This is a genomic window from Massilia sp. (genome assembly GCF_046293535.1).
In the GTDB taxonomy this organism is placed as follows: Bacteria; Pseudomonadota; Gammaproteobacteria; order Burkholderiales; family Burkholderiaceae_D; genus Telluria.
On record NZ_JBKBOV010000024.1, the window covers coordinates 32,438 to 52,235 of the forward strand.

Below are 19,798 nucleotides of genomic sequence, written 5' to 3' on the forward strand. Positions count from 1 at the left end.
TCATGTCCGGCTGCCGGCGGCCGCGCCGGCGTCTCCGTTCGCATCATCGTGTTCCTGCTCCTGTTTCCGTCCCCAGCGCGACAGTATATCGCCGGGCGCGACCGGCCGGCCGTAGAGATAGCCCTGCGCCTGGCGACAGCCGTGCCGCAGCAGGAAGGCGGCCTGCTCTTCGGTTTCGACGCCCTCCGCGACCACCGACATGTCCAGGCTCTTGCCGAGCTGGATGATGGCCACCGCGATCGCCGCGTCGTTGGCCTCGAGCGTGATGTCCTGGATGAAGCTGCGGTCGATCTTCAGGGTCTGGACCGGCAGCTGGCTCAGGTAGGCGAGCGAGGAATAGCCGGTGCCGAAATCGTCGATCGCCAGGCCGACGCCGACCGCGCGCAGGTCGTTGATGTGCTGCAGCGCGTCGCCGGTGTTCATGATGACCGACTCGGTCACTTCCAGCTGCAGGCGAGCGGCCGCCAGGCCGGTGTCCTGCAGCACCGCGGCCACCACCGGCGCGATGCTGCCGCGCTCGAACTGGCGCACCGACAGGTTCACCGCCATCTTCGGCACGGCAAGGCCGGCCCGGTCCCAGCGCCGCATCTGCGAGCAGGCCTCGGCCAGCACCCACTGGCCCAACTGGCTGATGAAGCCGGTGTCCTCGGCCACCGGGATGAAGCGCACCGGCGTCACCATGCCCAGCTCCGGGCTGTTCCAGCGCACCAGGGCTTCGACGCCGACCAGGCGGCCGGTGTCGATCTCGACCTGGGGCTGGTACTCGAGGAAGATCTCGTCCTTCTCGATCGCGCGCCGCAGCAGGGTTTCCAGGCGCAGGCGCATGGCGCCCTCGCCGCTCATCGAGGGCGCGTAGAACTGGTAGCCGTTGCGGCCGCGCGCCTTGGCCTGGTACATGGCGACGTCGGCATTCCGTATCAACATGTTGAGGTCGGTCGCGTCCTGCGGGAACAGGCTGATGCCGACGCTGCCGGTGACGAACAACTCATGGCCGGAGACGGTGAGCGGCTGCTCGAACAGGGCCATCAGTTTCTCGGCCACGTGGGCGGCGCCCTTGCCGCCGCCCACGTCTTCCAGCAGCACGATGAATTCGTCGCCGCCCAGGCGCGCCAGCGTATCGCCCTCGCGCAGGCAGCCGGACAGCAGGACCGCCACCTGCTTGAGCAGCTCGTCGCCCACGTGGTGTCCGAGGGTGTCGTTGACGTTCTTGAAGCGGTCCAGGTCGATGAACAGCACCGCCAGTTGCTGGCCGTCGCGCGAAGAACGCACCATCGCATGCTGCAGGCGGTCGTGGAACAGCAGCCGGTTCGGCAGGGCGGTGAGCGGGTCGTGATGGGCCAGATGGTCGAGCTTGTCCTGCGACTGCTTGAGCTCCGTGATGTCGCTGAACACGCAGACGTAGTGCGTGACCCGGTCGGCTTCGTCGCGCACGCTCGATACCGTCAGCCATTCCAGGTAGGCGTCGCCGTTCTTGCGCTGCTCCCAGCGTTCGCCGCGCCAGAAGCCGGCATCCAGCAGGTCGCGCCACATCTGCCGGTAGAGCGGATCGTCGTGGCGGCCCGGCCGCGTCAGGCTCGATTGCCGGCCGAGCGCTTCCATCTCGGTATAGCCGGTGATCTGGGTGAACGCGGGATTGATGGCCAGGATGCGGCCGTGCACATCGAGCACCGTGACGGCGTCGGCGATGTGCTCGAGCACCGTGGCCGACAGGCGCAGCTTTTCCTCGGCCAGCTTGCGCTCGGTGATGTCGGCGAATACCCAGATGCTGCCTTGGTCCGGACGCGCGCCGTCCAGCGCGGAGCCGCTCACCAGCAGCCAGAGCATGCTGCCGTCGCGGCGCCGGAACTGGATCTCCTCGCGGACCTCCGCGCCGGCGCCCAGGCCGCCCGCGCGCTGCAGGCACTTGTCCAGGCGCTCGTATTCGGCGCGCCCCGGGAACAGGGACTCGGCCGGCTTGCCCACCATCTCGGCCTCGCCGTAGCCGAACAGCTCCCCGGCGCGCCGGTTGGCCGACACGATGCGGTGCGCGCGCGCGAACAGGACGCCGAACATGACGTTGTCGAGGATCGCGCCCTGCTCGGTCAGCAGGGCCTCGATGCGCATCTCGTCGTGCTTGCGCTCGCTGATGTCGTAGATGATGCCGTCGACACGGAACTGCTCGCTGCCCCACTCGCCCCGCGGCTGGCCGCTCTCCAGCACCCAGCGCTCGATGCCGCCGGCGTTGACGATGCGGTATTCGACCTGGTAGGGACTGCCGGCCTGCAGCGCGCCCTTGGCCGCGTGACGGTGCATGCGCCGGTCCTCGGGATGGATGATGTCGGCCCAGTCGTCGGTGGTGGCCAGCATGAAGCGTTCGGCCGGGTAGCCGGAGATCTCCGCGATGGCGTCGCTGACGAAGTCGATGTGGCCGCCCGGGCGGGCACGGAACACGGCGCCCGGCACCTGGGCGACGATGGTGCGGAACTGCTCCTCGCGCCGGCCGATGTCGGCGAACAGCTGGCCGATCGCCGTGCGCATGCGCTCCATCTGGCGGCCCAGGCGCCCCAGTTCGTCGTCCACCGGCAGCGCCAGCGGGGTGTCGAAGTCGCCGCGCGCCAGCCGGTCCGAGAAACCCGTGAGCGTGCGCAGCGGCGACAGCAGGCGCCGGCGGATCAGGAGCGCGATCAGGAGCAGGGACACCGTCAACTGGGTCGCCAGCACCAGCGCGTAGTTGCGCTGCTTGGCGCGCAGGTCCTGCAGGCTGAGATGGTCGCTCATCTCGATCAGCACGTGGCCGATCGCCTGCCCGCGGACGATCACGTCGCGCTCGGCGCGGTAGATGCGTGCGCCGGGCGGAACCGGCGCATGGCGGTCGATCACTTCGGCCTGCGCCAGGTCGCGCACCGTCACGCGCACGATGGCCGGGTCACGCACGAAGGAATCGAGCAGCGAACCGGCCGCTTCCAGGTTCATGTCCCATAATGACTCCTGCACGCCGAGTGCGAGGGTGTCGGCATTGCGCTGCAGCGAATCGTTCAGGCCGCCGATTGCCGCTTCGCGTTCCTGCACGGCAATCAGGAACCAGCCGCCGGCCACGGCCGGCACGGCCAGGCCGACGAATACCACCAGCAGCAGGGCGCGGTAGATCGACCGACCGTACAGCTTGCGCAGCCGGGAAGGCAGGGCACGGAATGAAAAACGTGGCTGGAACATCGGATATCGACCTGTGCCCCGCCGCCGGCAGGGATTTACGTACGGCAATGGAATGTTCGATTATGCATGCCGGATGACCAAGAGTCATCACATTGCCCGCATTTGGCCGGATGCCCCGGCCCCGGTGTCGGCGGCGCGCGACAAGACTTGTTATGATTGAATCTTTCAGAGGAAACTATGAGCCTGTCCCTGTATTCCGCTTCGGTACCCGTATTCGAGAAGATGCTGCGCGCCCTCGCCGGGGTGCTGGAGAAAGCCGAGGCGCACGCCCAGCAGCACAAGATCGAGCCGGGCGCCCTGCTCCAGGCGCGCCTGTTCCCGGACATGTTCCCGCTGGCGGGCCAGGTCCTGATCGCGACCGATTTCGCCAAGGGCGCGAGCGCGCGCCTGGCGGGCGTGGAAGTGCCGCGCTACGACGACACCGAGCAGAGTTTCGCCGAACTGCAGCAGCGCATTACCAAGACCCTGGGCTACATCGGCAGCTTGCCGCGCGACGCGATCGACGGCGCCGGCGAACGCGCCATCACCCATGGCGCCGGCGAGCGGGCGCGCCACTTCGCGCGCGGCGACGACTACCTCACCGGCTTCGTGCTGCCGAACTTCTTCTTCCACGTGACGACCGCGTACGCGATCCTGCGGCACAATGGGGTGCCGATCGGCAAGCGCGACTACCTGGGCCTCTAATATAAAGGGATGCTCAGGTATTGCGGCGCGGGTAGCCCTGCGCCAGGATCCGCACCCACACCTTTTCCTTTTCCTCGGCGCTCATCGACACCCAGTGCGCCACCTCGACGTAGGTACGGCCGCAGCCGCGGCAGATCTCGTCGAAGGTGGTCGAGCATACCGCGACGCATGGCGTGTCCGGACGCTCGGGCACGGCGCCGTCCCGGTCAGCGCGCCGGTCCGACATCGAGCTTGTCCCAGCCTTCGTGGCCGAGCTTTTCCATGGTGTCGATATTCTTCTCGAAGATCTCGGAAGCTTCCGGGAAGGCCTCGACCGCGCGGTCGATGCTATCCTCGCGCAGCAGGTGCAGGACCGGATAAGGCGCGCGGTTGGTGTAGTTCGAAATGTCGTTCGGGTCGGTGTCGGCGAACTGGTAGTGCGGGTGGAAGCTGGCCACCTGCAGTTCGCCGTCGAGCCGCATGTCCTCGACCGCGGCATCGGCCACGTCCAGGAATTCGTTGTAGTCCTCGAAGTCGCCCAGCACGAAGGGGTGGATCAAGAGGGTCGTGTCGACCTGCTCGGCCGGGGTATCCGACAGGAATTGCAGCTCGTCCATGAGCTGCTCCAGCAGCGCTTCCGGCGTGGTCGCGGCGGAGACGACGTAGCGCACCTGCTCCTTTATATAAACCGATTTGGCGAATGGACAGAGATTCAGGCCGATGACGGCCCGTTCCAGCCAGCGGCGGGTAGCGGCGACGATCGCATCGTCGTCGGCATTCGGGTTTGCGGTACTCATGGATGACACATTTCAGGCGGTAGGCGGAAGCCGGATTGTACGCACACTTTGCGTCCCCTCATAGATTGACACCTTCCGCGAGCTAGGCTAGAAGCGGAATGGATGAGAAATCGGCGGCCCTACGGCGGGCCGGCTTCGGCGCCTTCCCGCGGCGATCAGGCACGCATCTTACGGCAATTTCCGTTTTCATGATGTCAATTTACATAAATGAACGCCGGAAATTATTTTGTAACGATGAGCCCGCATGCCTTGACTGACGCGAGCATGACTACGTACACTGCCCCCTTGACCAGTACATCCGTTCTCGGATGCAACATTGGAAAGCGATGCACGACATGATCCGCAAGACCGTAGCGACTGCCGCGCTGGCACTGCTGACCACCTCCCCGCTCAGTTCCCAGGCTGCCCATGCGATGGACAACGCACCCGTCGCTGGCGCCTTGAACGCCGCCGGAGCCTTGACCGCCCGCCCTGCCGCGCCACTGGCGCCCGGCCTGCTGAAGGTCGACGAATACAAGGAAACCGACGTCTGGGGCCGCATCCGCAGCGGCTATGCCATCCCCGACATCGACAACAGCCTGGTGACGCGCCACACCCAGGCCTACAGCGCCCGTCCCGACAGCCTCAAGCGCATCTCCGGCCGCGCCTCGCCCTACCTCTACCACATCGTCCAGGAACTGGAAAAACGCGGCATGCCGACCGAACTGGCCCTGCTGCCGGTGATCGAATCCGCCTTCAACCCGCAAGCCCTGTCGACCGCCGACGCGGCCGGCCTGTGGCAGTTCGTGCCGGGCACCGGCAGGGACTTCAACCTGAAGCAGAACATGTTCAAGGACGAGCGCCGCGGCGTGCTGGCCTCGACCGATGCGGCCCTGACCTACCTGCAGCGCCTGTACACCATGTTCGGCGACTGGCAACTGGCCCTGGCCGCCTATAACTGGGGCGAAGGCAACATCCAGCGCATCGTCAAGAAGAACCAGGCGCTCGGCAAGGGCACCGACTTCGAGAGCCTGGCCGAGCTGATGCCGGCGGAAACCCGCAACTACGTGCCCAAGCTCCAGGCGGTCAAGAACATCGTCGCCAATCCGATGCAATACAACGTGGCGCTGCCGGCGATCGACAACCAGCCCTACTTCACCGCCATCGACAAGACCAGCGACATCGACGTCGCCGTCGCGGCCCAGTTGGCCGAGATGTCGCTCGACGAGTTCCGGGCGCTCAATCCGCAGTTCAAGAAGCCTGTCATCATCGGCGGCGAAAAGACCAAGATCCTGCTGCCGAAGGAAAACGCCGAGAAGTTCCACCTGAACCTGGCCGGGTGGGGCCGCGAGCTGTCGACCTGGACCACGCACAAGATCACCAGCGCCCGCACTAGCATCAGCGCGCTGGCCTCGAAGTTCGGCACCACCCCGGAAGTCATCCGCCAGGCCAACAACATCCCGGCCAAGTCGACCGTCAAGGCCGGCTCGACCATCCTGGTGCCCAAGGTCTCGGCCTCCCAGGCCGGCGACATCGCCGAGAACATCATCGAGAACGCGGTGGTGGCCTTCGAAGCCGAACGCAGCCCGCGCGTGAAGGCCACCACCTCGCGCTACAAGGCCAAGGCGAGTACCTCGTCCAACAAGCGCATCGCACGCAACTCCTCGTCCAAGCGCAAGCAACGCTGACCAAAGCATTGATGCATCGCAAAGCCGGTGCTTAAGCCGGCCTTAAGCGCTTTTCGCAACGGCCATCCGGATGGATGGCCGCGTGCAGTTTTTCCCAATCTGATGTATGATGTCGTTTGTGCGCTGCAATAACAGGTCCGAACAGACAGGACCGCAGCGATGAACACAGCAGTACAACAAGCAGCATCGCAAGCCTTGGCGACAAACGATCGCCCTTCTTAAAAGCCCTCCCGCCCTGCGTGTCAGCATCCAGACACCGTCCCGGCGCAAAGCTTTTGTGCCGAAATTTCTTTCATTTCTGAGTCATTTCGTAGTGTTGGTTCGCGTTGCTATTTTGCGCTCGTCATTTCGATACGCGCGATCATGATTTAATTCCGAAAGTAAAAGTACACATGAGTTTTGAAGCACTAGGTTTACACGCGTCGCTCGTCAAGGCAGTTGCCACCGCCGGCTACACCAAGCCGACCCCGGTGCAGGAGCAGGCCATCCCCGCCGGCATCGCCGGTCGCGACCTGCTGGTCTCTTCGCAGACCGGTTCGGGCAAGACCGCGGCCTTCATGCTGCCGTCGCTGCACAAGCTGGCCGGCATGGAAGCCGCGCCCCAGAGCCGCACCCCGGCGCAGAACGCGCAGTCGGCGCGCGCCCGTGGCGAACGCGTCCGCTTCACCCCGGCCCAGCCGAAGATGCTGGTCCTGACCCCGACCCGCGAACTGGCACTGCAGGTGACCACCGCGACCGAACAATATACGACCGACATGCGCCGTATCCGCGCCGTGTCGATCCTGGGCGGCATGCCTTATCCGAAGCAGATGCAGCTGCTGTCGAAGAACCCGGAAATCCTGGTGGCGACCCCCGGGCGCCTGATCGACCACATGGAGTCGGGCAAGATCGACTTCTCCCAGCTCGAGATCCTGGTGCTGGACGAAGCCGACCGCATGCTGGACATGGGTTTCATCGAAGACATCGAGAAGATCGTCGCCGCCACGCCGGAAACCCGCCAGACCATGCTGTTCTCGGCCACGCTCGACGGCGTGGTGGGCAACATGGCGCGCCGCATCACCAAGGATCCGCAGACGATCCAGATCATGAGCGCCGCCAACCGCCACGAGAACATCGTGCAGAAGGTGCACTTTGTTGACGACCTGTCGCACAAGAACCGCCTGCTCGACCACCTGCTGCGTGACGAGTCGATGGACCAGGCCGTGGTGTTCACCGCCACCAAGCGCGACGCCGACATGATCGCCGACCGCCTGAACATCGCCGGCTTCGCGGCCGCCGCGCTGCACGGCGACATGCACCAGGGAGCGCGCAACCGCACCCTGGACAGCATGCGCCGCGGCCAGGTGCGCGTGCTGGTGGCGACCGACGTCGCCGCGCGCGGCATCGACGTGCCCACCATCACCCACGTGGTGAACTACGACCTGCCGAAGTTCCCGGAAGACTACGTGCACCGCATCGGCCGCACCGGCCGTGCCGGCCGCAATGGTCTCGCGATCTCGCTGGTGAACCACGCCGAGAACATGAACGTGCGCCGCATCGAGCGTTTCACCAAGCAGACCATCCCGGTCGACGTGGTGGAAGGCTTCGAGCCGAAGCGCGCCGCCCCGACCCGTTCGGCCAGCCGTCCGGGCTGGAAGCCGGGTGACGGCCGCAACGGCCACAAGCCGGGCCAGCGCAGCTTCGCCAAGCCGGGTTACGGCGCACCACGCGAAGGCGGCTACGCCGATCGCGCCCCGCGCGAAGGGGGCTATGCCCGCCCGGCGGATAGCCGCCCTGCCGAAAGCCGTTACGCCGACCGCGGTCCGCGTGAAGGCTACGGCGCGCCGCGCACCGGCGGCTACGGCGATCGTCCGCAGCGTGAAGGCGGCTACCGCCGCGACGCGGCCCCGCGCGAAGGCGCACCGACCGGCGCCCCGCGCGAAGGCGGCTACCGCGGCAACCGCCCGGAAGGCGCGCGCTATGGCGAAAAACGTGAAGGCGGCTACAACAAGTCGGCCCATCCGCGTTCGCCGGACGGCGCACGCCGCAGCTTCGGCGACTACTGATCGCTGAGAGTTTCATCCCAAGTGGCTGCCTTCGGGCAGCCATTTTTTTGGGCGCTGTCACCGTTCGCTATGGATGACTCCGATCGCAATGCGCAGTAATTGCTCCGCCGTCGTGATCCGTCCTCCATCGAGCGCCCGGCGCCATCCAAGATAGTTCGGCAAGTAGCGCGAAGCGACACCGCGGAAGCGGCTCAGCCATTGCCGGAAGCGCTGGTGGTAGGCGTTCACGTTTTGGACATGGATGGCGCCGGCAAGGCCGGGGCGTACGCGCACCCCGGCGCGCAGGTTCACCGCCTCGTGCGCAATGCCGTGCTTGCGGGCGAAACTGCGATAAGCGGCGTGCGCGTCGCTGACCAGGAGCACCTGCCGCTCGAGCCGGGGCAGCAGGTGGCGCTCCAGCTGCGCTGCCGTCAAGGCACCGCGGCCGACCACGGCATCGACGGTCTGTCCACTGCGGTCGCGCGCGACCAGAATGCAGTCGAGCTCGCGTGAGATGCCGCGCTTGCCTGCGCGCCCGCCGCGCCGGCGTGCCGGACGGTCCAGCTTGCGCGCGCCCTTTTGCGATTCCAGCATGAACATTTCGTCGGCCTCGGCAATGCCGCCCAGGCGCTGTGGCTGATCCTGCTGGGGACCTTTCAGGAAGCGGTGGCGCCAGCGAAAGGCGTTGTTGCGATGCACCCCGACTTCCTTGGCGGCGGCGCGTACCGACGTCGAGTCGAGCACGCTTGCCAGGTAATCGAGCCATTTATCTCGCAGCCGCAGCCGCGCCAGCGGTGTGCCGCTCAGGTCGTTATAGGTGCGGCCGCAGGCGCGGCAGCGGTAGCGCTGCAGGCCGTTCGCTTGCCCATGCCGGTAGTAACGTTCGCATGCGCAACTGGGGCAGCGACGCATCGCGCCGCCGATCTGGCCGATGAGGGCAATCACCTGGTCCAGCCCGGCAGCGGGATGCAGGGCGGCCAGCGTCTGCAGGCGCTGGGGCAGGTTCAGTGCAGATAGTTTGGCAAACCACTTCTTGAAATGCTGTGCGCGCATGGTCGTTCCCGTCTGTGGTGACAGGCGTTTGACCATGGAGCAGCTCAGCAGTTCGGCGCTCATCCATAGTTAAGGTTGACAGCGCCTTTTTTTGTCCGGCCAGCCGCTGCTTGCGCCGACGCGGTGCGCGAGGCGGGTGCACATGCATACGCCGACGGCATCGTATAATCGCCTCCCCGAATCCAGGAAGGTGGCCGTGCGCAAGCACATCCTCATCGTCAGCCCCGCCAGCGCGCGCGAGAACAACGGCAACTGGCAGACCGCCAGTCGCTGGGCGCGCTTCCTGCGCGCCGTCCACCGCGTCGGGATCGCCGGCGCCTGGCCGGGGCCGGACCATGGCGCCGCCCCGGACCTGATGATCGCCCTGCATGCGCGCCGCTCCGCCGCCTCGCTGGCCGCCTTCGCCGATACCCATCCCGGCCGCCCCGCGATCCTGGTGCTGACCGGGACCGACCTGTACCGCGACATCGGCATCGATCCCCTTGCACGCGCCTCGCTCGAGCGCGCCGATGCCCTGGTGCTGCTGCAAGCGGCCGGGCTGGCGCTGCTGCCGCAGCCGCTGCGCGCCAGGGCACGCATCATCTATCAGTCCGCCCCGAGCCTGCGGCCCGTCGAACGCAGCGCCGCGCCGCGCTTCGCCGACATCTGCATGGTGGGCCACCTGCGCGAGGAAAAGGATCCGCTGACCTTCATCCGCGCCGCCGCCATGGTGACGCACCCGGCCGCACGCTTGCTGCACATCGGCGGCGCGCTCGACCCCAGGCTGGGCCGGGCCGCCCTGGAGGCGCAGGCGGCCAATCCGCGCTACCGCTGGCTCGGCGCCCTGCCCCACGCGGCGGCGCGCCAGCGCCTGAAACGCTGCCGCGCGATGGCGATCGCATCAACCATGGAAGGCGGCGCCAACGTCATCATCGAGGCCGTGACCTGCGGCGTGCCGGTGCTGGCGTCCGATATCAATGGCAACCGCGGCATGCTGGGCGAGGACTACGCCGGCTACTTCGCGCCCGGCGACGCGGCCGCACTGGCCCGGCTCATCGACCGGATCATCGGCGAGCCCGACTTCGAGGCCCTCCTGCTGCGCCAGTGCGCGGCGCGCGCGCCGCTCTTCGCCCCGGCCGCCGAGCAAGCGGCGGTGCGCGACTTGGTGGATAATCTGCTCTTTCACGCGCCAGGCGCGGCCAACAACACGAAAGACCATGATGAGCACCAGCACGACTGAGCAACCGATCAAACTGACTTCGTTCTCGCACGGCGGCGGCTGCGGCTGCAAGATCGCACCCGGCGTGCTGTCCGAAATCCTGAGCAAATCCACCGGCTTCCCGGTGCCGAAAGAACTGATGGTCGGCATCGAGACGGCCGACGACGCCGCCGTCTACCGGCTCAACGACGAGCAGGCCCTGATCGCCACCACCGACTTCTTCATGCCCATCGTCGACGACCCCTTCGACTTCGGCCGCATCGCCGCGACCAACGCGATCTCGGACGTGTACGCGATGGGCGGCATGCCGATCATGGCCCTGGCCCTGGTCGGCATGCCGGTCAACAAGCTGCCGCTCGAGACCATCGGCCAGATCATCCGCGGCGGCGAGTCCATTTGCGCCGAGGCCGGCATCCCGATCGCCGGCGGCCATACCATCGACTCGGTCGAGCCGATCTACGGCCTGGTGGTGATGGGCCTGGTGCATCCCTCGAAAGTCAAGCGCAACGCCGATGCCAGAGCCGGCGACGTGCTGGTGCTCGGCAAGCCGCTGGGCGTGGGCGTGCTGTCGGCCGCGCTGAAGAAGGATGCGCTCGGCGCCGAGGGCTATGCGGCCATGATCGCCAACACCACCAAGCTGAACAAGCCCGGCCGCCTGCTGGCCGACATGCCCGGCGTGCACGCCATGACCGACGTCACCGGCTTCGGCCTGCTGGGCCACCTGCTGGAACTGGCGCGCGGCGCGCAGCTGTCTGCCACGGTGGAGATGGACAAGGTGCCGCTGCTGCCCGGCGTGCTGCAACTGGCGCAGGATGGCTTCTTCACCGGCGCTTCAGGGCGCAACTGGGACGCCTACGGCAAGGACGTGGAGCTCGCGGCAGGCATCACGCCGGCCCAGCGCGCGCTGCTGACCGACCCGCAGACGTCGGGCGGCCTCCTGGTGTCGTGCGACTCGGCCAGCGTGGACGAGGTGCTGGCGCTGTTCGCCCGCGAGGGTTTTGGCGAGGCGGCCGTGATCGGCCGCGTGGAAGCAGGCGCCCCGCGCGTCAGCGTCGCCTGAGTCGCGTTCCCAGACGCGGCTCAGGGCTGCGCCGCCTCGAAGCCGTCGGCATCGTCGATGCCGGGGTGGCCGCCCTCCCCGCCCGGCGGATAGCACACCGGCGCCGCCGCGTGCAGGGACAGTGCGACCGCGCTCAGCACCAGCAACACGAGCAACAGCACCACCAGCGCGAGCACGACCGGCAGCGGAAGAACGATAGCGATATTCTGGCTCATGGCATCTCCCGATTTCTATGAACTTGCGCACGCTTGAGCCAAGCCAAGGCGGGTGCGCAAGCTCATACTGTGCCATTGCCTTCGATAAAGAAATTGACGAACCGCAAGGGCACCCCGCGCGGCGTGAACAGCTCAGGCCGGTGGCTCCGTATGCATCGGCTCCGGCGGACGGTCGACCAGTCCGTGTCCCACGCGTTCGTACTCGGCGATCACCTGGGCGCCGAGCAGCAGCAGCGTAGCCGCGATCTCGAGGCTGAACATCACGACGATCGCGGTCGTCATCGAGCCGTATACGAGATTCACCTGCGACAGGGTCGAGAAATACCAGACCAGGATGCGCCGTGCGATTTCCCACAGCAGCGCCGCGCTGATGCCGCCCACCAGCGCATGCCATAGCGACAGGCGGCCGACCGGCATCACCAGGTAGATCGAGGTCAGCACCAGGATTTCTCCGAACAGGCCGAGCAGGTAGAGCAAGGCGCCGGAGACGCCACCCAGCGACCACTGGACGCCGAACAGCCAGATGCTTTCTTTCCCCAACACTTCGAGCGCGCCGGCCACCAGGGTGACGATCATGACGCCGACGCCCAGCGCCAGGATGTAGCAATACGGGAGCACGGCCGACACCAGGAAATGGCGGCGCCGGACCGACACCCGGTGGATGAAGATCACGCTCATCGCGTTCTCCAGCACCGTGAAGGCCAGGGAGCTGAAGAACAGCATGGTGCCGCCCAGCACCCAGGTGATCAGCTCGCGGTTCTCGAGGAAATGCGCCACTTCGTCCACGATCGGCTGCGACTGCCCCGGCACCAGCATGCCCAGGTAGCGCTCCAGGGTCTCGAGCAGTTCGGCCTGCTCGATGAAGTGGGACAGCGCCACCACCGCCAGCATCAGGAAAGGCACGATCGACAGCAGCGCGTAATACGCGACGGCGCCGGCCAGCAGCAGGCCCTGGTTGGCGCGGAAGCCCCGGATCACCTGCAGGCTGAAGTTGAGGGGGTGCGCCAGGATCCAGGCATTGGCGCGCTGGTCCAGCAGGCGCTCGCGCCAGCTCCTGCGCCGCGTCATCGGGCCAGCCTGATCCCGGTGAACTGCCAGCGCGCCCCGGCCGGGAAGAAGTTGCGGTAGCTGGCCCGCGCATGGCCCTCGGGCGTGGCGCAGGACGAGCCGCGCAGCACGTACTGGTTGACCATGAACTTGCCGTTGTATTCACCGATGGCGCCGGCGGCCGGCGCATAGCCGGGGTAAGGCGCGTAGCTGCTGCTGGTCCACTGCCAGCAGGCCCCGAACATCTGCAGCAGGCCGTCGCCCTCGGCCGCTTCCGGATGCAGGGCGCCGCCGCCGAGCGAGGCCTGGCGGGCGGCGAATTCCCACTCGGCTTCGGTCGGCAGGCGCAAGCCAGGCTCGTGCATCGCGCGCCAGCGCGCATAGGCGTCGGCCTCGTACAGCGAAACATGGGTGACCGGGCGCGCCGGGTCGAGCGCCTGCACGCCGTGCAGGGTGAATTCCTCCCAGCCGCCGTCTTCCCGGGCGATCCAGTACAGCGGGTGCGCGAGTTCGCCGCTGCACACCCGGTCCCAGCCCTCGGCCAGCCACAGGGAGGGATCGCGGTAGCCGCCGGCCTCGACGAATGCCAGGTATTCGCCATTGGTGACCAGGCGCGAAGCCAGCGCGAAAGGCGCGACATAGGTGCGGTGGCGCGGCAGTTCATTGTCGAAGCAGAATCCGGCGCCGCCGTAGCCGATCTCGGCCAGCCCGCCGTCGTACTCGATCCATGCGGTCGGTTCCGGCGCCGTGCCGGCCTCCATCTCCTGCGGCGAATAGGCCGGGTACAGCGGGTTCTGGGCCAGCAGGTGCTTGAGGTCGGTGAGCATCAGTTCCTGGTGCTGCTGCTCGTGCTGCAGCCCCAGTTCGAGCAGCGCCGCGACGCCGGGGCCGGCGCCGGATGCCAGCAGCCTGGCGATGCGCCGGTCGACGTCCTGGCGGTAGGCGCGCACTTCGTCCAGCGAGGGCCGGGTGAGCAGGCCGCGGCGCGGGCGCGGATGCTTGTCCCCGACCCCGTTGTAGTAGGAGTTGAACAGCACCCGGAAGGCCGGGTGGAAAGGCGTAAATCCCGCTTCGTGCGCTTCGAGGATGAAGGTTTCATAAAACCAGGTGGTGTGCGCCAGGTGCCACTTGACGGGGCTGGCGTCCGGCATCGACTGCGCGCAGCAATCCTCGCTCGAGAGCGGCGCGGCGATCTCGAGCGAGCGCCGGCGCACCCGGTCGAAGGCGTGCAGGAGGTCTTCGCGTTGTCCGATGCCCATCAACCGATCGCCTGTGCGTGGATCACCGCGAACCAGCGCTGCGGATCGGTCCACACGCGGGTGGCCTCGAATCCGGATCGCTCCAGCAAGGCGATCGCATCGGCCTGCTGGTACTTGTAGCTGTTCTCGGTGTGGATGCGCTCGCCCGGCTCGAACACCCGCGCGCAGGCCTTGCCGCCGCAGTTCCAGTGCACTTCTTGCCGGCGCACCGCCTCCAGGTGCATCTCGACGCGGCCGCGTTCGGGGTGGTAGAAGCCGTGATGGCGCCAGGCGCGGATGTCGAAGTCGGCCCCGACCAGGTGGTTCACGTGGCGCAGCACGTTCAGGTTGAAGGCCGCGGTGACCCCGAGGGCGTCGTCGTAGGCGGCGTCGAGGGTGGCCTTGTCCTTGGCCAGGTCGACGCCGACCAGCACGCCGCCATCGGCGCCGCACTGGGCGCGCAGGCGGCCGAGAAAAGCCAGGGCCTCTTCAGGGGTGAAGTTGCCGATCGAGGAGCCGGGGTAGAAGAACAGGCGGCGCGCGGCGCGCACCTGCGGGGGCAGCTCGAAGCGGCTGGAAAAATCCATGCCCAGCGCTTCCATGTCGATGTGCGGGAAGCGCTGGCGCAGGCGCTCGAGGGCCTCGCACAGGAAGCTGGCCGAGATGTCGACCGCCACGTACTGGGCGGGGTTCAAGAGCGGAAACAGCGAGGCGGCCTTGGCGCAGTTGCCCGCGCCCAGGTCGACCAGGGTGGTCCCGGTGCCGGCCACGCGGGCGATCTCGGCGCCGTGGCGAGCGAAGATGGCGGCCTCGGTGCGGGTCGGATAATACTCGGGCAGTTCGCAGATGGCCTCGAACAGTTTCGAGCCGAGCGCGTCGTAGAGGAACTTGGGCGAGATCCAGGCGCCAGGGGCCTGGAGACCGGCATGCAACTCGTCCGCCACATGGGCATTGGCGGCGCGCGGGCGGTCTTGCGTGCAGGAGATGTGCATAAGCGTTATCATTCGTGCCGCCACACCGCCGGATGCGCCATGGCATAGGGTTGAGTTGCTGTTTTTACCATAATAGCGGATTCCCGATTTTCGCCGCTTCCCGCAGCCGTGCTGCCGTGACGTCCCCGGTTCACCACTTCCAATACTTAATAAGAATGCCAACCATGACTTCGTTCTCGTCTTCGCGTGTCCTGAAAACCATGTTCGCCGCCGCTACGGCAGGCCTGATGTTTGCTGCCGCCGGCGGCGCCTATGCCCAGAACACGCCGGGTGTGCTGCGCGTCTCGGCCATTCCCGACGAGGCGCCGACCGAGCTGCAGCGCAAGTTCGAGCCGCTGGGCAAGTACCTGGCCAAGGCGACCGGCCTGAAGGTCGAGTTCACGCCGGTGACCGACTACGCCGCCTCGGTCGAAGGCCTGATCAACCGCAAGATCGACATGGTCTGGTTCGGCGGTTTCACCTTCGTGCAGGCGAACGTGCGCAGCAAAGGCCAGGTGGTGCCGCTGGTGCAGCGCGCCGAGGACGAAAAGTTCCGCTCGGTCTTCATCACCACCAAGCCGGACATCAACAAACTCGAAGACCTGAAAGGCAAGACCCTGTCCTTCGGTTCGGAATCGTCGACCTCGGGCCACCTGATGCCGCGCTCCTTCCTGCTCGGCGCCAAGGTCAACCCGGACACCGACCTGAAGCGAGTCGCCTTCTCCGGCGCGCACGACGCCACCGTGGCCGCGGTCGCGGGCGGCAAGGTCGATGCCGGCGCGCTCAACATCTCGGTGTGGGATAAACTCGTGGAAACCAAGAAGGTCGACCCCAAGGTGGTGCGCGTGTTCTACACCACCCCCGGCTACTACGATTACAACTGGACCGTGCGCAGCGACATGAGCCCGGCCCTGCAGAAGAAGATCACCGACGCCTTCCTGGCGCTGGACGCCTCGACCCCGGAAGGCAAGCAGATCCTGGACCTGCAGCGCGCCACCAAGTTCATCCCGACCAAGACCGCGAACTACCAGGCGATCGAAGCGGCCGCGCGCAACGCCGGCCTGCTGAAGTAATCCGGGAGCACTGCAAGGTAGAACCAGCGCGATGACTTTCCGGCTCGAGAAACTCACGGTACGCCACTTGGGGGCGGCGGCGCAGGCGAGCGCCGCCCTGCATGAACTCGACCTGGACGTCGCGCCCGGCGAGCAGCTGGCCCTGATCGGCCCTTCGGGGGCCGGCAAGACCACCCTGCTCGCCACCCTCGCCTGCGCCCACCGCCCGGCACAGGGCGGCTTCTCCGTGTTCGGGCAAGACCCCTGGGCCTTGCCGCAAGCGGCCCGGCACCGCCTGCGCGCGCGCCTGTTCCTGGCGCCGCAGACCCCGCCGCTGCCGCCGCGCCCGCGGGTGGTCACCGCGGTGCTGGCCGCGCGCCTGCCCCACATGAGCCTGTGGCAAGCCTTTGCCTCCCTGGCGCGCCCGAGCGACCCGATTGCTGCCCATGCGGCGCTGGCGCGCTTCGGCCTGGGCGACAAGCTGTATGCGCGCGTCGACCGCCTGTCGGGCGGCGAACGCCAGCGCTGCGGCCTGGCGCGCCTGCTGCTCTCGAGCGCCGAAGCCTTCCTGGTCGACGAGCCGATTTCCGCGCTCGACCCGGCGCTGGCCCGTCACACCCTGGCCACGCTGCAGCAGGAAGCGAGCGCGCGCAAGGCCACGCTGGTGTGCAGCCTGCACCAGGTCGAGATGGCGCGCGCCCACTTCCCGCGCCTGGTCGGGCTGCGCGCCGGGCGCATCGTGTTCGATGCCGCAACCTCCGCGGTGAGCGACGCCATGATCGCCGCCCTGTACGAGAACGAGGCTGTCGAGGCGCATCCGCCGCACCCGCTCGAGTCGCCCGAGCGGATCGCCGTCGGCGCCTGCTTCTGATGAACGCTGCCCATCCGGACCCGGCCTGGCGCGGCCGCGTCAGCGCGACCCTGGTCTGCCTGCTGCTGCTGTGGCCGATGCTGGCGGCGAGCGAATTCAAGCCCTGGCTGCTGTTCGACCCGCAAAGCCTGGCCGCGGCCGGGCATTTCCTGTCCGACTTCCTGCGCCCTTCGCTCGAGGGCGAGTTCCTGGCCATGGTGCTGCGCGAGACCTGGCAGACGGTGGCGATCGCCACCGCCGGCCTCTCCCTGGCCCTGCTGGGCGCGATCCCGGCCACGGTCCTGATCAGCGAGCGCCTGTCGGTTTCGCGCCTCGGCACCGGGCGCATGCATCCGCTGGCTGCCTTGGTGCGCCAGCTGCTGCGCTGGGTGCTGGTGCTGCTGCGCAGCGTGCCGGAACTGGTGTGGGCGCTGCTGTTCGTGCGCATCGTCGGCCTCGGGCCGACCGCCGGGGTGCTGGCCATCGCCCTGGCCTATTCCGGCATGCTGGCCAAGGTCTATGCCGAGATCCTCGAATCCTCGAGCGCCCACGCCACCGACATCCTGCTGGCCAACGGCAGCGGGCGCCTCCCCGCGCTGCTGTACGGCGCCCTGCCGGAATCGAGCGCCGAACTGGTGTCCTACACCGTCTACCGCTGGGAATGCGCGATCCGCGGCTCGGCGGTGATGGGTTTCGTCGGCGCCGGCGGCCTGGGCCAGCGCATGGAGGAGTCGACCAAGATGATGGCGGGCGGCGAAGTGTCGACCATCTTGATCATGTTCGTGCTGCTGGTGGCGCTGGCCGACCTGGTCTCCAAACTGCTGCGCCGGAGGCTGGGATGAAGCCCCGGCTGCCGCCGCCGCCGCCGCGGAACTGGGGCACCCCGGCGCTGTTGCTGGCGCTGGCCGCCCTGGTGGTGGCGAGCTTCGCCTCGCTGCCGCTGCAATGGTCGGCCTTCTTCACGCCCGAGGCGCTGGCGTCCAGCGCGGAATTCCTGGCCGGCTTCACGCCGCCCGAGACCGCCCGGCCCTTTCTCATGAAAACCGCCGCGGCGCTCTGGGAGACGCTGGCGATGTCCCTGGTCGGCACGCTGCTGGCGGTGGCCGGCGGCATGCTGCTGGCCCTGCCCGCCGCCGGCCGGCTCGGCCGGGGCCTGCGCGGCCTGACCCGCGTGCTGCTGAACATCCTGCGTTCGATCCCGGAACTGGTGTGGGCCGCGCTGCTGCTGGTCGCGGCCGGCCTCGGCCCCTTCGCCGGCACCCTGGCGCTGGCCGCACACACCAGCGGCGTGCTGGGACGCCTGTTCGCGGACGCCCTGGAGAACGTCGAGCCGCTGCCGGAAGCGAGCCTGCGCACCAACGGCGCCGCGCCCCTTGCCGCCTTCCTGTACGCTACGCTGCCGCAGGCCCTGCCGCAGATGCTGTCGTATACCCTGTACCGCTGGGAGAACAACATCCGCGCCGCCGCCGTGCTGGGCGTGGTCGGCGCCGGGGGGCTGGGGCAGATGCTGAAGTACCATTTATCGCTGTTCCAGATGCAGAGCGCGGCCACGGTCGTGATCGCGATGCTGCTGCTGGTGGCCAGCGTGGACGCCCTCAGCTTCGCGCTGCGCCGTGCCCTGACCCGTTAATGCCAAACACAGGATCGCCATGCTCGTCCTCGACAACCTGACCAAATCCTACGGCGAGCGCACCGTGCTCTCCAGGCTGTCGCATGCGTTTCGTCCGGGCGAGTTCGTGGCCATCATGGGCGAGTCCGGGGTCGGCAAGTCGACCCTGCTGAACATCATCGCGGGCCTGGACGCGCCCAGTGAAGGCCAGGTGATCGTGGACGGCACGCCGATGTCGGCGCTCGACGACGCGGCGGCGACCCGCCTGCGCCGCACCCGCATGGGCTTCATCTTCCAGGCCTTCCACGTGCTCCCGCACCTGACGCTGCGCCAGAACGTGGCGCTGCCGCTGCTGCTGAACCGCGCACCCGACACCCGCGCCGACGAGATGCTGGCCGCGGTCGGGCTGGCCGGGCGCGGCCACGACTTCCCGCGCCAGCTGTCCGGGGGCGAACTGCAGCGCGTGGCGATCGCCCGCGCCCTGGTGCACCGCCCCGCCCTGCTGCTGGCCGACGAACCGACCGGCAACCTCGACCCCGAGACCGCCGGCGGCATCCTCGAGCTGCTGCGCCGCGAAACCCGGGCGAACGGCGCCGGGGCCATCATGGTTACCCACTCCCACGCCGCGGCCGCCATGGCCGACCAGGTCCTGTTGCTGACACGTTCCGGATTGAAATTAGCTTAAATTCCGCGAAGAAAGACCCATGTTACGGCCTGTTACGTTCAATTCGTAAATCGCGTGCAGCGCAATCGTAGTAATATCACAACGACCCCACCACATAAGTAGTGACAAAAGGGGGTTATTTCCAGAACAAGCCGATCTGTCCCGAATTATCGTTTTTATATTCGGAGAAGCACCATGAGCGTACGACAGAAAAAACAGGAAATGCTCGCCGCGATGCACCGGGCCCGCGCCCTGGAGCCGTCGAGCTTCGTGCCCAACAAGCTGCTCGACACCCTGATCGAGCGCATGCAGCTGAAGAATGATGCCGAGCTGTGCCGCGTGCTCGAGGTCCAGCCCCCGATCATCAGCAAGATCCGCCACCGCAAGCTCAACGTCGGCGCCACGATCCTGCTGCGCATGCACGAGAAATCGAACATCCCGATCCGCGAACTCAAGGAACTCACCAGCGCCTCGGTCCACTGAGGCGCGCCGGCGCCG

Annotated in this window: 19 protein-coding genes; 11 read left to right on the forward strand and 8 right to left on the reverse strand. The window is 67.4% G+C overall.

What is annotated here, in order from left to right:
- Positions 1-3,192, reverse strand: coding sequence for an EAL domain-containing protein (locus ACK4S9_RS13950; protein ID WP_409726519.1), 3,192 nt, complete (start codon positions 3,190-3,192; stop codon positions 1-3).
- A gap of 177 nt (positions 3,193-3,369) precedes the next feature.
- On the opposite strand from ACK4S9_RS13950, the gene ACK4S9_RS13955 reads away from it, so the two are divergent.
- The gene (locus ACK4S9_RS13955; protein WP_409726521.1) at positions 3,370-3,876 is read left to right on the forward strand and encodes a DUF1993 family protein; all 507 of its coding nucleotides are present in this window, start codon (positions 3,370-3,372) and stop codon (positions 3,874-3,876) included.
- A 13-nt stretch (positions 3,877-3,889) separates the two neighbouring features.
- On the opposite strand, the gene ACK4S9_RS13960 is transcribed toward ACK4S9_RS13955, so the two are convergent.
- Together ACK4S9_RS13960 and ACK4S9_RS13965 are read right to left on the reverse strand one after the other, a co-directional pair.
- On the reverse strand, positions 3,890-4,102 hold the full coding sequence (locus ACK4S9_RS13960; protein ID WP_409726523.1) for a DUF1289 domain-containing protein: 213 nt from the start codon (positions 4,100-4,102) through the stop codon (positions 3,890-3,892).
- Positions 4,083-4,652, reverse strand: a complete 570-nt coding sequence (locus ACK4S9_RS13965; protein WP_409726525.1) for a DUF1415 domain-containing protein — start codon at positions 4,650-4,652, stop codon at positions 4,083-4,085. Before ACK4S9_RS13965 ends, ACK4S9_RS13960 begins: the two co-directional genes overlap by 20 nt.
- A gap of 326 nt (positions 4,653-4,978) precedes the next feature.
- Between ACK4S9_RS13965 and ACK4S9_RS13970 the strand changes: the two genes are divergently transcribed.
- Entirely contained in the window at positions 4,979-6,319 is a 1,341-nt protein-coding gene (locus tag ACK4S9_RS13970) for a transglycosylase SLT domain-containing protein (protein WP_409726527.1), read from the forward strand.
- 392 nt (positions 6,320-6,711) lie between these two features.
- Positions 6,712-8,364 carry a DEAD/DEAH box helicase gene (locus ACK4S9_RS13975; protein WP_409726529.1) on the forward strand — a complete coding sequence of 551 codons (1,653 nt, stop codon included), beginning with the start codon at positions 6,712-6,714 and terminating at the stop codon, positions 8,362-8,364.
- 57 nt (positions 8,365-8,421) lie between these two features.
- On the opposite strand, the gene ACK4S9_RS13980 is transcribed toward ACK4S9_RS13975, so the two are convergent.
- Positions 8,422-9,396 (reverse strand): IS1595 family transposase, encoded by a 975-nt coding sequence (locus ACK4S9_RS13980; protein ID WP_409726603.1) that lies wholly within the window; start codon positions 9,394-9,396, stop codon positions 8,422-8,424.
- Positions 9,397-9,592: 196 nt separating this feature from the next.
- On the opposite strand from ACK4S9_RS13980, the gene senB reads away from it, so the two are divergent.
- Both senB and selD read left to right on the forward strand, forming a co-directional pair.
- Entirely contained in the window at positions 9,593-10,615 is a 1,023-nt protein-coding gene (gene senB / locus ACK4S9_RS13985; protein WP_409726531.1) for a selenoneine biosynthesis selenosugar synthase SenB, read from the forward strand.
- Complete coding sequence (selD, locus tag ACK4S9_RS13990; protein ID WP_409726533.1) at positions 10,593-11,654, forward strand: selenide, water dikinase SelD; 1,062 nt, start codon at positions 10,593-10,595, stop codon at positions 11,652-11,654. Before senB ends, selD begins: the two co-directional genes overlap by 23 nt.
- 20 nt (positions 11,655-11,674) lie before the next feature.
- On the opposite strand, the gene ACK4S9_RS13995 is transcribed toward selD, so the two are convergent.
- The 4 genes from ACK4S9_RS13995 to egtD form a co-directional block, all read right to left on the reverse strand.
- Entirely contained in the window at positions 11,675-11,869 is a 195-nt protein-coding gene (locus ACK4S9_RS13995; protein ID WP_409726535.1) for a hypothetical protein, read from the reverse strand.
- A gap of 132 nt (positions 11,870-12,001) precedes the next feature.
- A complete protein-coding gene (locus tag ACK4S9_RS14000) occupies positions 12,002-12,937 on the reverse strand; it encodes a YihY/virulence factor BrkB family protein (protein ID WP_409726537.1) in 936 nt (311 codons plus the stop codon).
- Complete coding sequence (egtB, locus tag ACK4S9_RS14005) at positions 12,934-14,175, reverse strand: ergothioneine biosynthesis protein EgtB (RefSeq protein WP_409726539.1); 1,242 nt, start codon at positions 14,173-14,175, stop codon at positions 12,934-12,936. The genes ACK4S9_RS14000 and egtB overlap by 4 nt, the downstream gene beginning before the upstream one ends.
- Positions 14,175-15,146, reverse strand: a complete 972-nt coding sequence (egtD, locus tag ACK4S9_RS14010) for an L-histidine N(alpha)-methyltransferase (RefSeq protein ID WP_409726541.1) — start codon at positions 15,144-15,146, stop codon at positions 14,175-14,177. Before egtD ends, egtB begins: the two co-directional genes overlap by 1 nt.
- 164 nt (positions 15,147-15,310) lie before the next feature.
- Between egtD and ACK4S9_RS14015 the strand changes: the two genes are divergently transcribed.
- The 6 genes from ACK4S9_RS14015 (at position 15,311) to ACK4S9_RS14040 (ending at position 19,783) form a co-directional block, all read left to right on the forward strand.
- The gene (locus ACK4S9_RS14015; protein WP_409726543.1) at positions 15,311-16,198 is read left to right on the forward strand and encodes a putative selenate ABC transporter substrate-binding protein; all 888 of its coding nucleotides are present in this window, start codon (positions 15,311-15,313) and stop codon (positions 16,196-16,198) included.
- A gap of 31 nt (positions 16,199-16,229) precedes the next feature.
- Positions 16,230-17,048, forward strand: coding sequence for a phosphonate ABC transporter ATP-binding protein (locus tag ACK4S9_RS14020; protein WP_409726545.1), 819 nt, complete (start codon positions 16,230-16,232; stop codon positions 17,046-17,048).
- Positions 17,048-17,869: a PhnE/PtxC family ABC transporter permease gene (locus ACK4S9_RS14025; protein WP_409726547.1), complete on the forward strand. Its 822-nt coding sequence runs from the start codon at positions 17,048-17,050 to the stop codon at positions 17,867-17,869. Before ACK4S9_RS14020 ends, ACK4S9_RS14025 begins: the two co-directional genes overlap by 1 nt.
- Positions 17,866-18,657, forward strand: a complete 792-nt coding sequence (phnE, locus tag ACK4S9_RS14030; RefSeq protein WP_409726549.1) for a phosphonate ABC transporter, permease protein PhnE — start codon at positions 17,866-17,868, stop codon at positions 18,655-18,657. The genes ACK4S9_RS14025 and phnE overlap by 4 nt, the downstream gene beginning before the upstream one ends.
- A 19-nt stretch (positions 18,658-18,676) precedes the next feature.
- Positions 18,677-19,321, forward strand: a complete 645-nt coding sequence (locus ACK4S9_RS14035) for an ABC transporter ATP-binding protein (protein WP_409726551.1) — start codon at positions 18,677-18,679, stop codon at positions 19,319-19,321.
- A gap of 174 nt (positions 19,322-19,495) precedes the next feature.
- Positions 19,496-19,783, forward strand: a complete 288-nt coding sequence (locus ACK4S9_RS14040; protein ID WP_027864977.1) for a hypothetical protein — start codon at positions 19,496-19,498, stop codon at positions 19,781-19,783.
- Positions 19,784-19,798 lie beyond the last annotated feature (15 nt).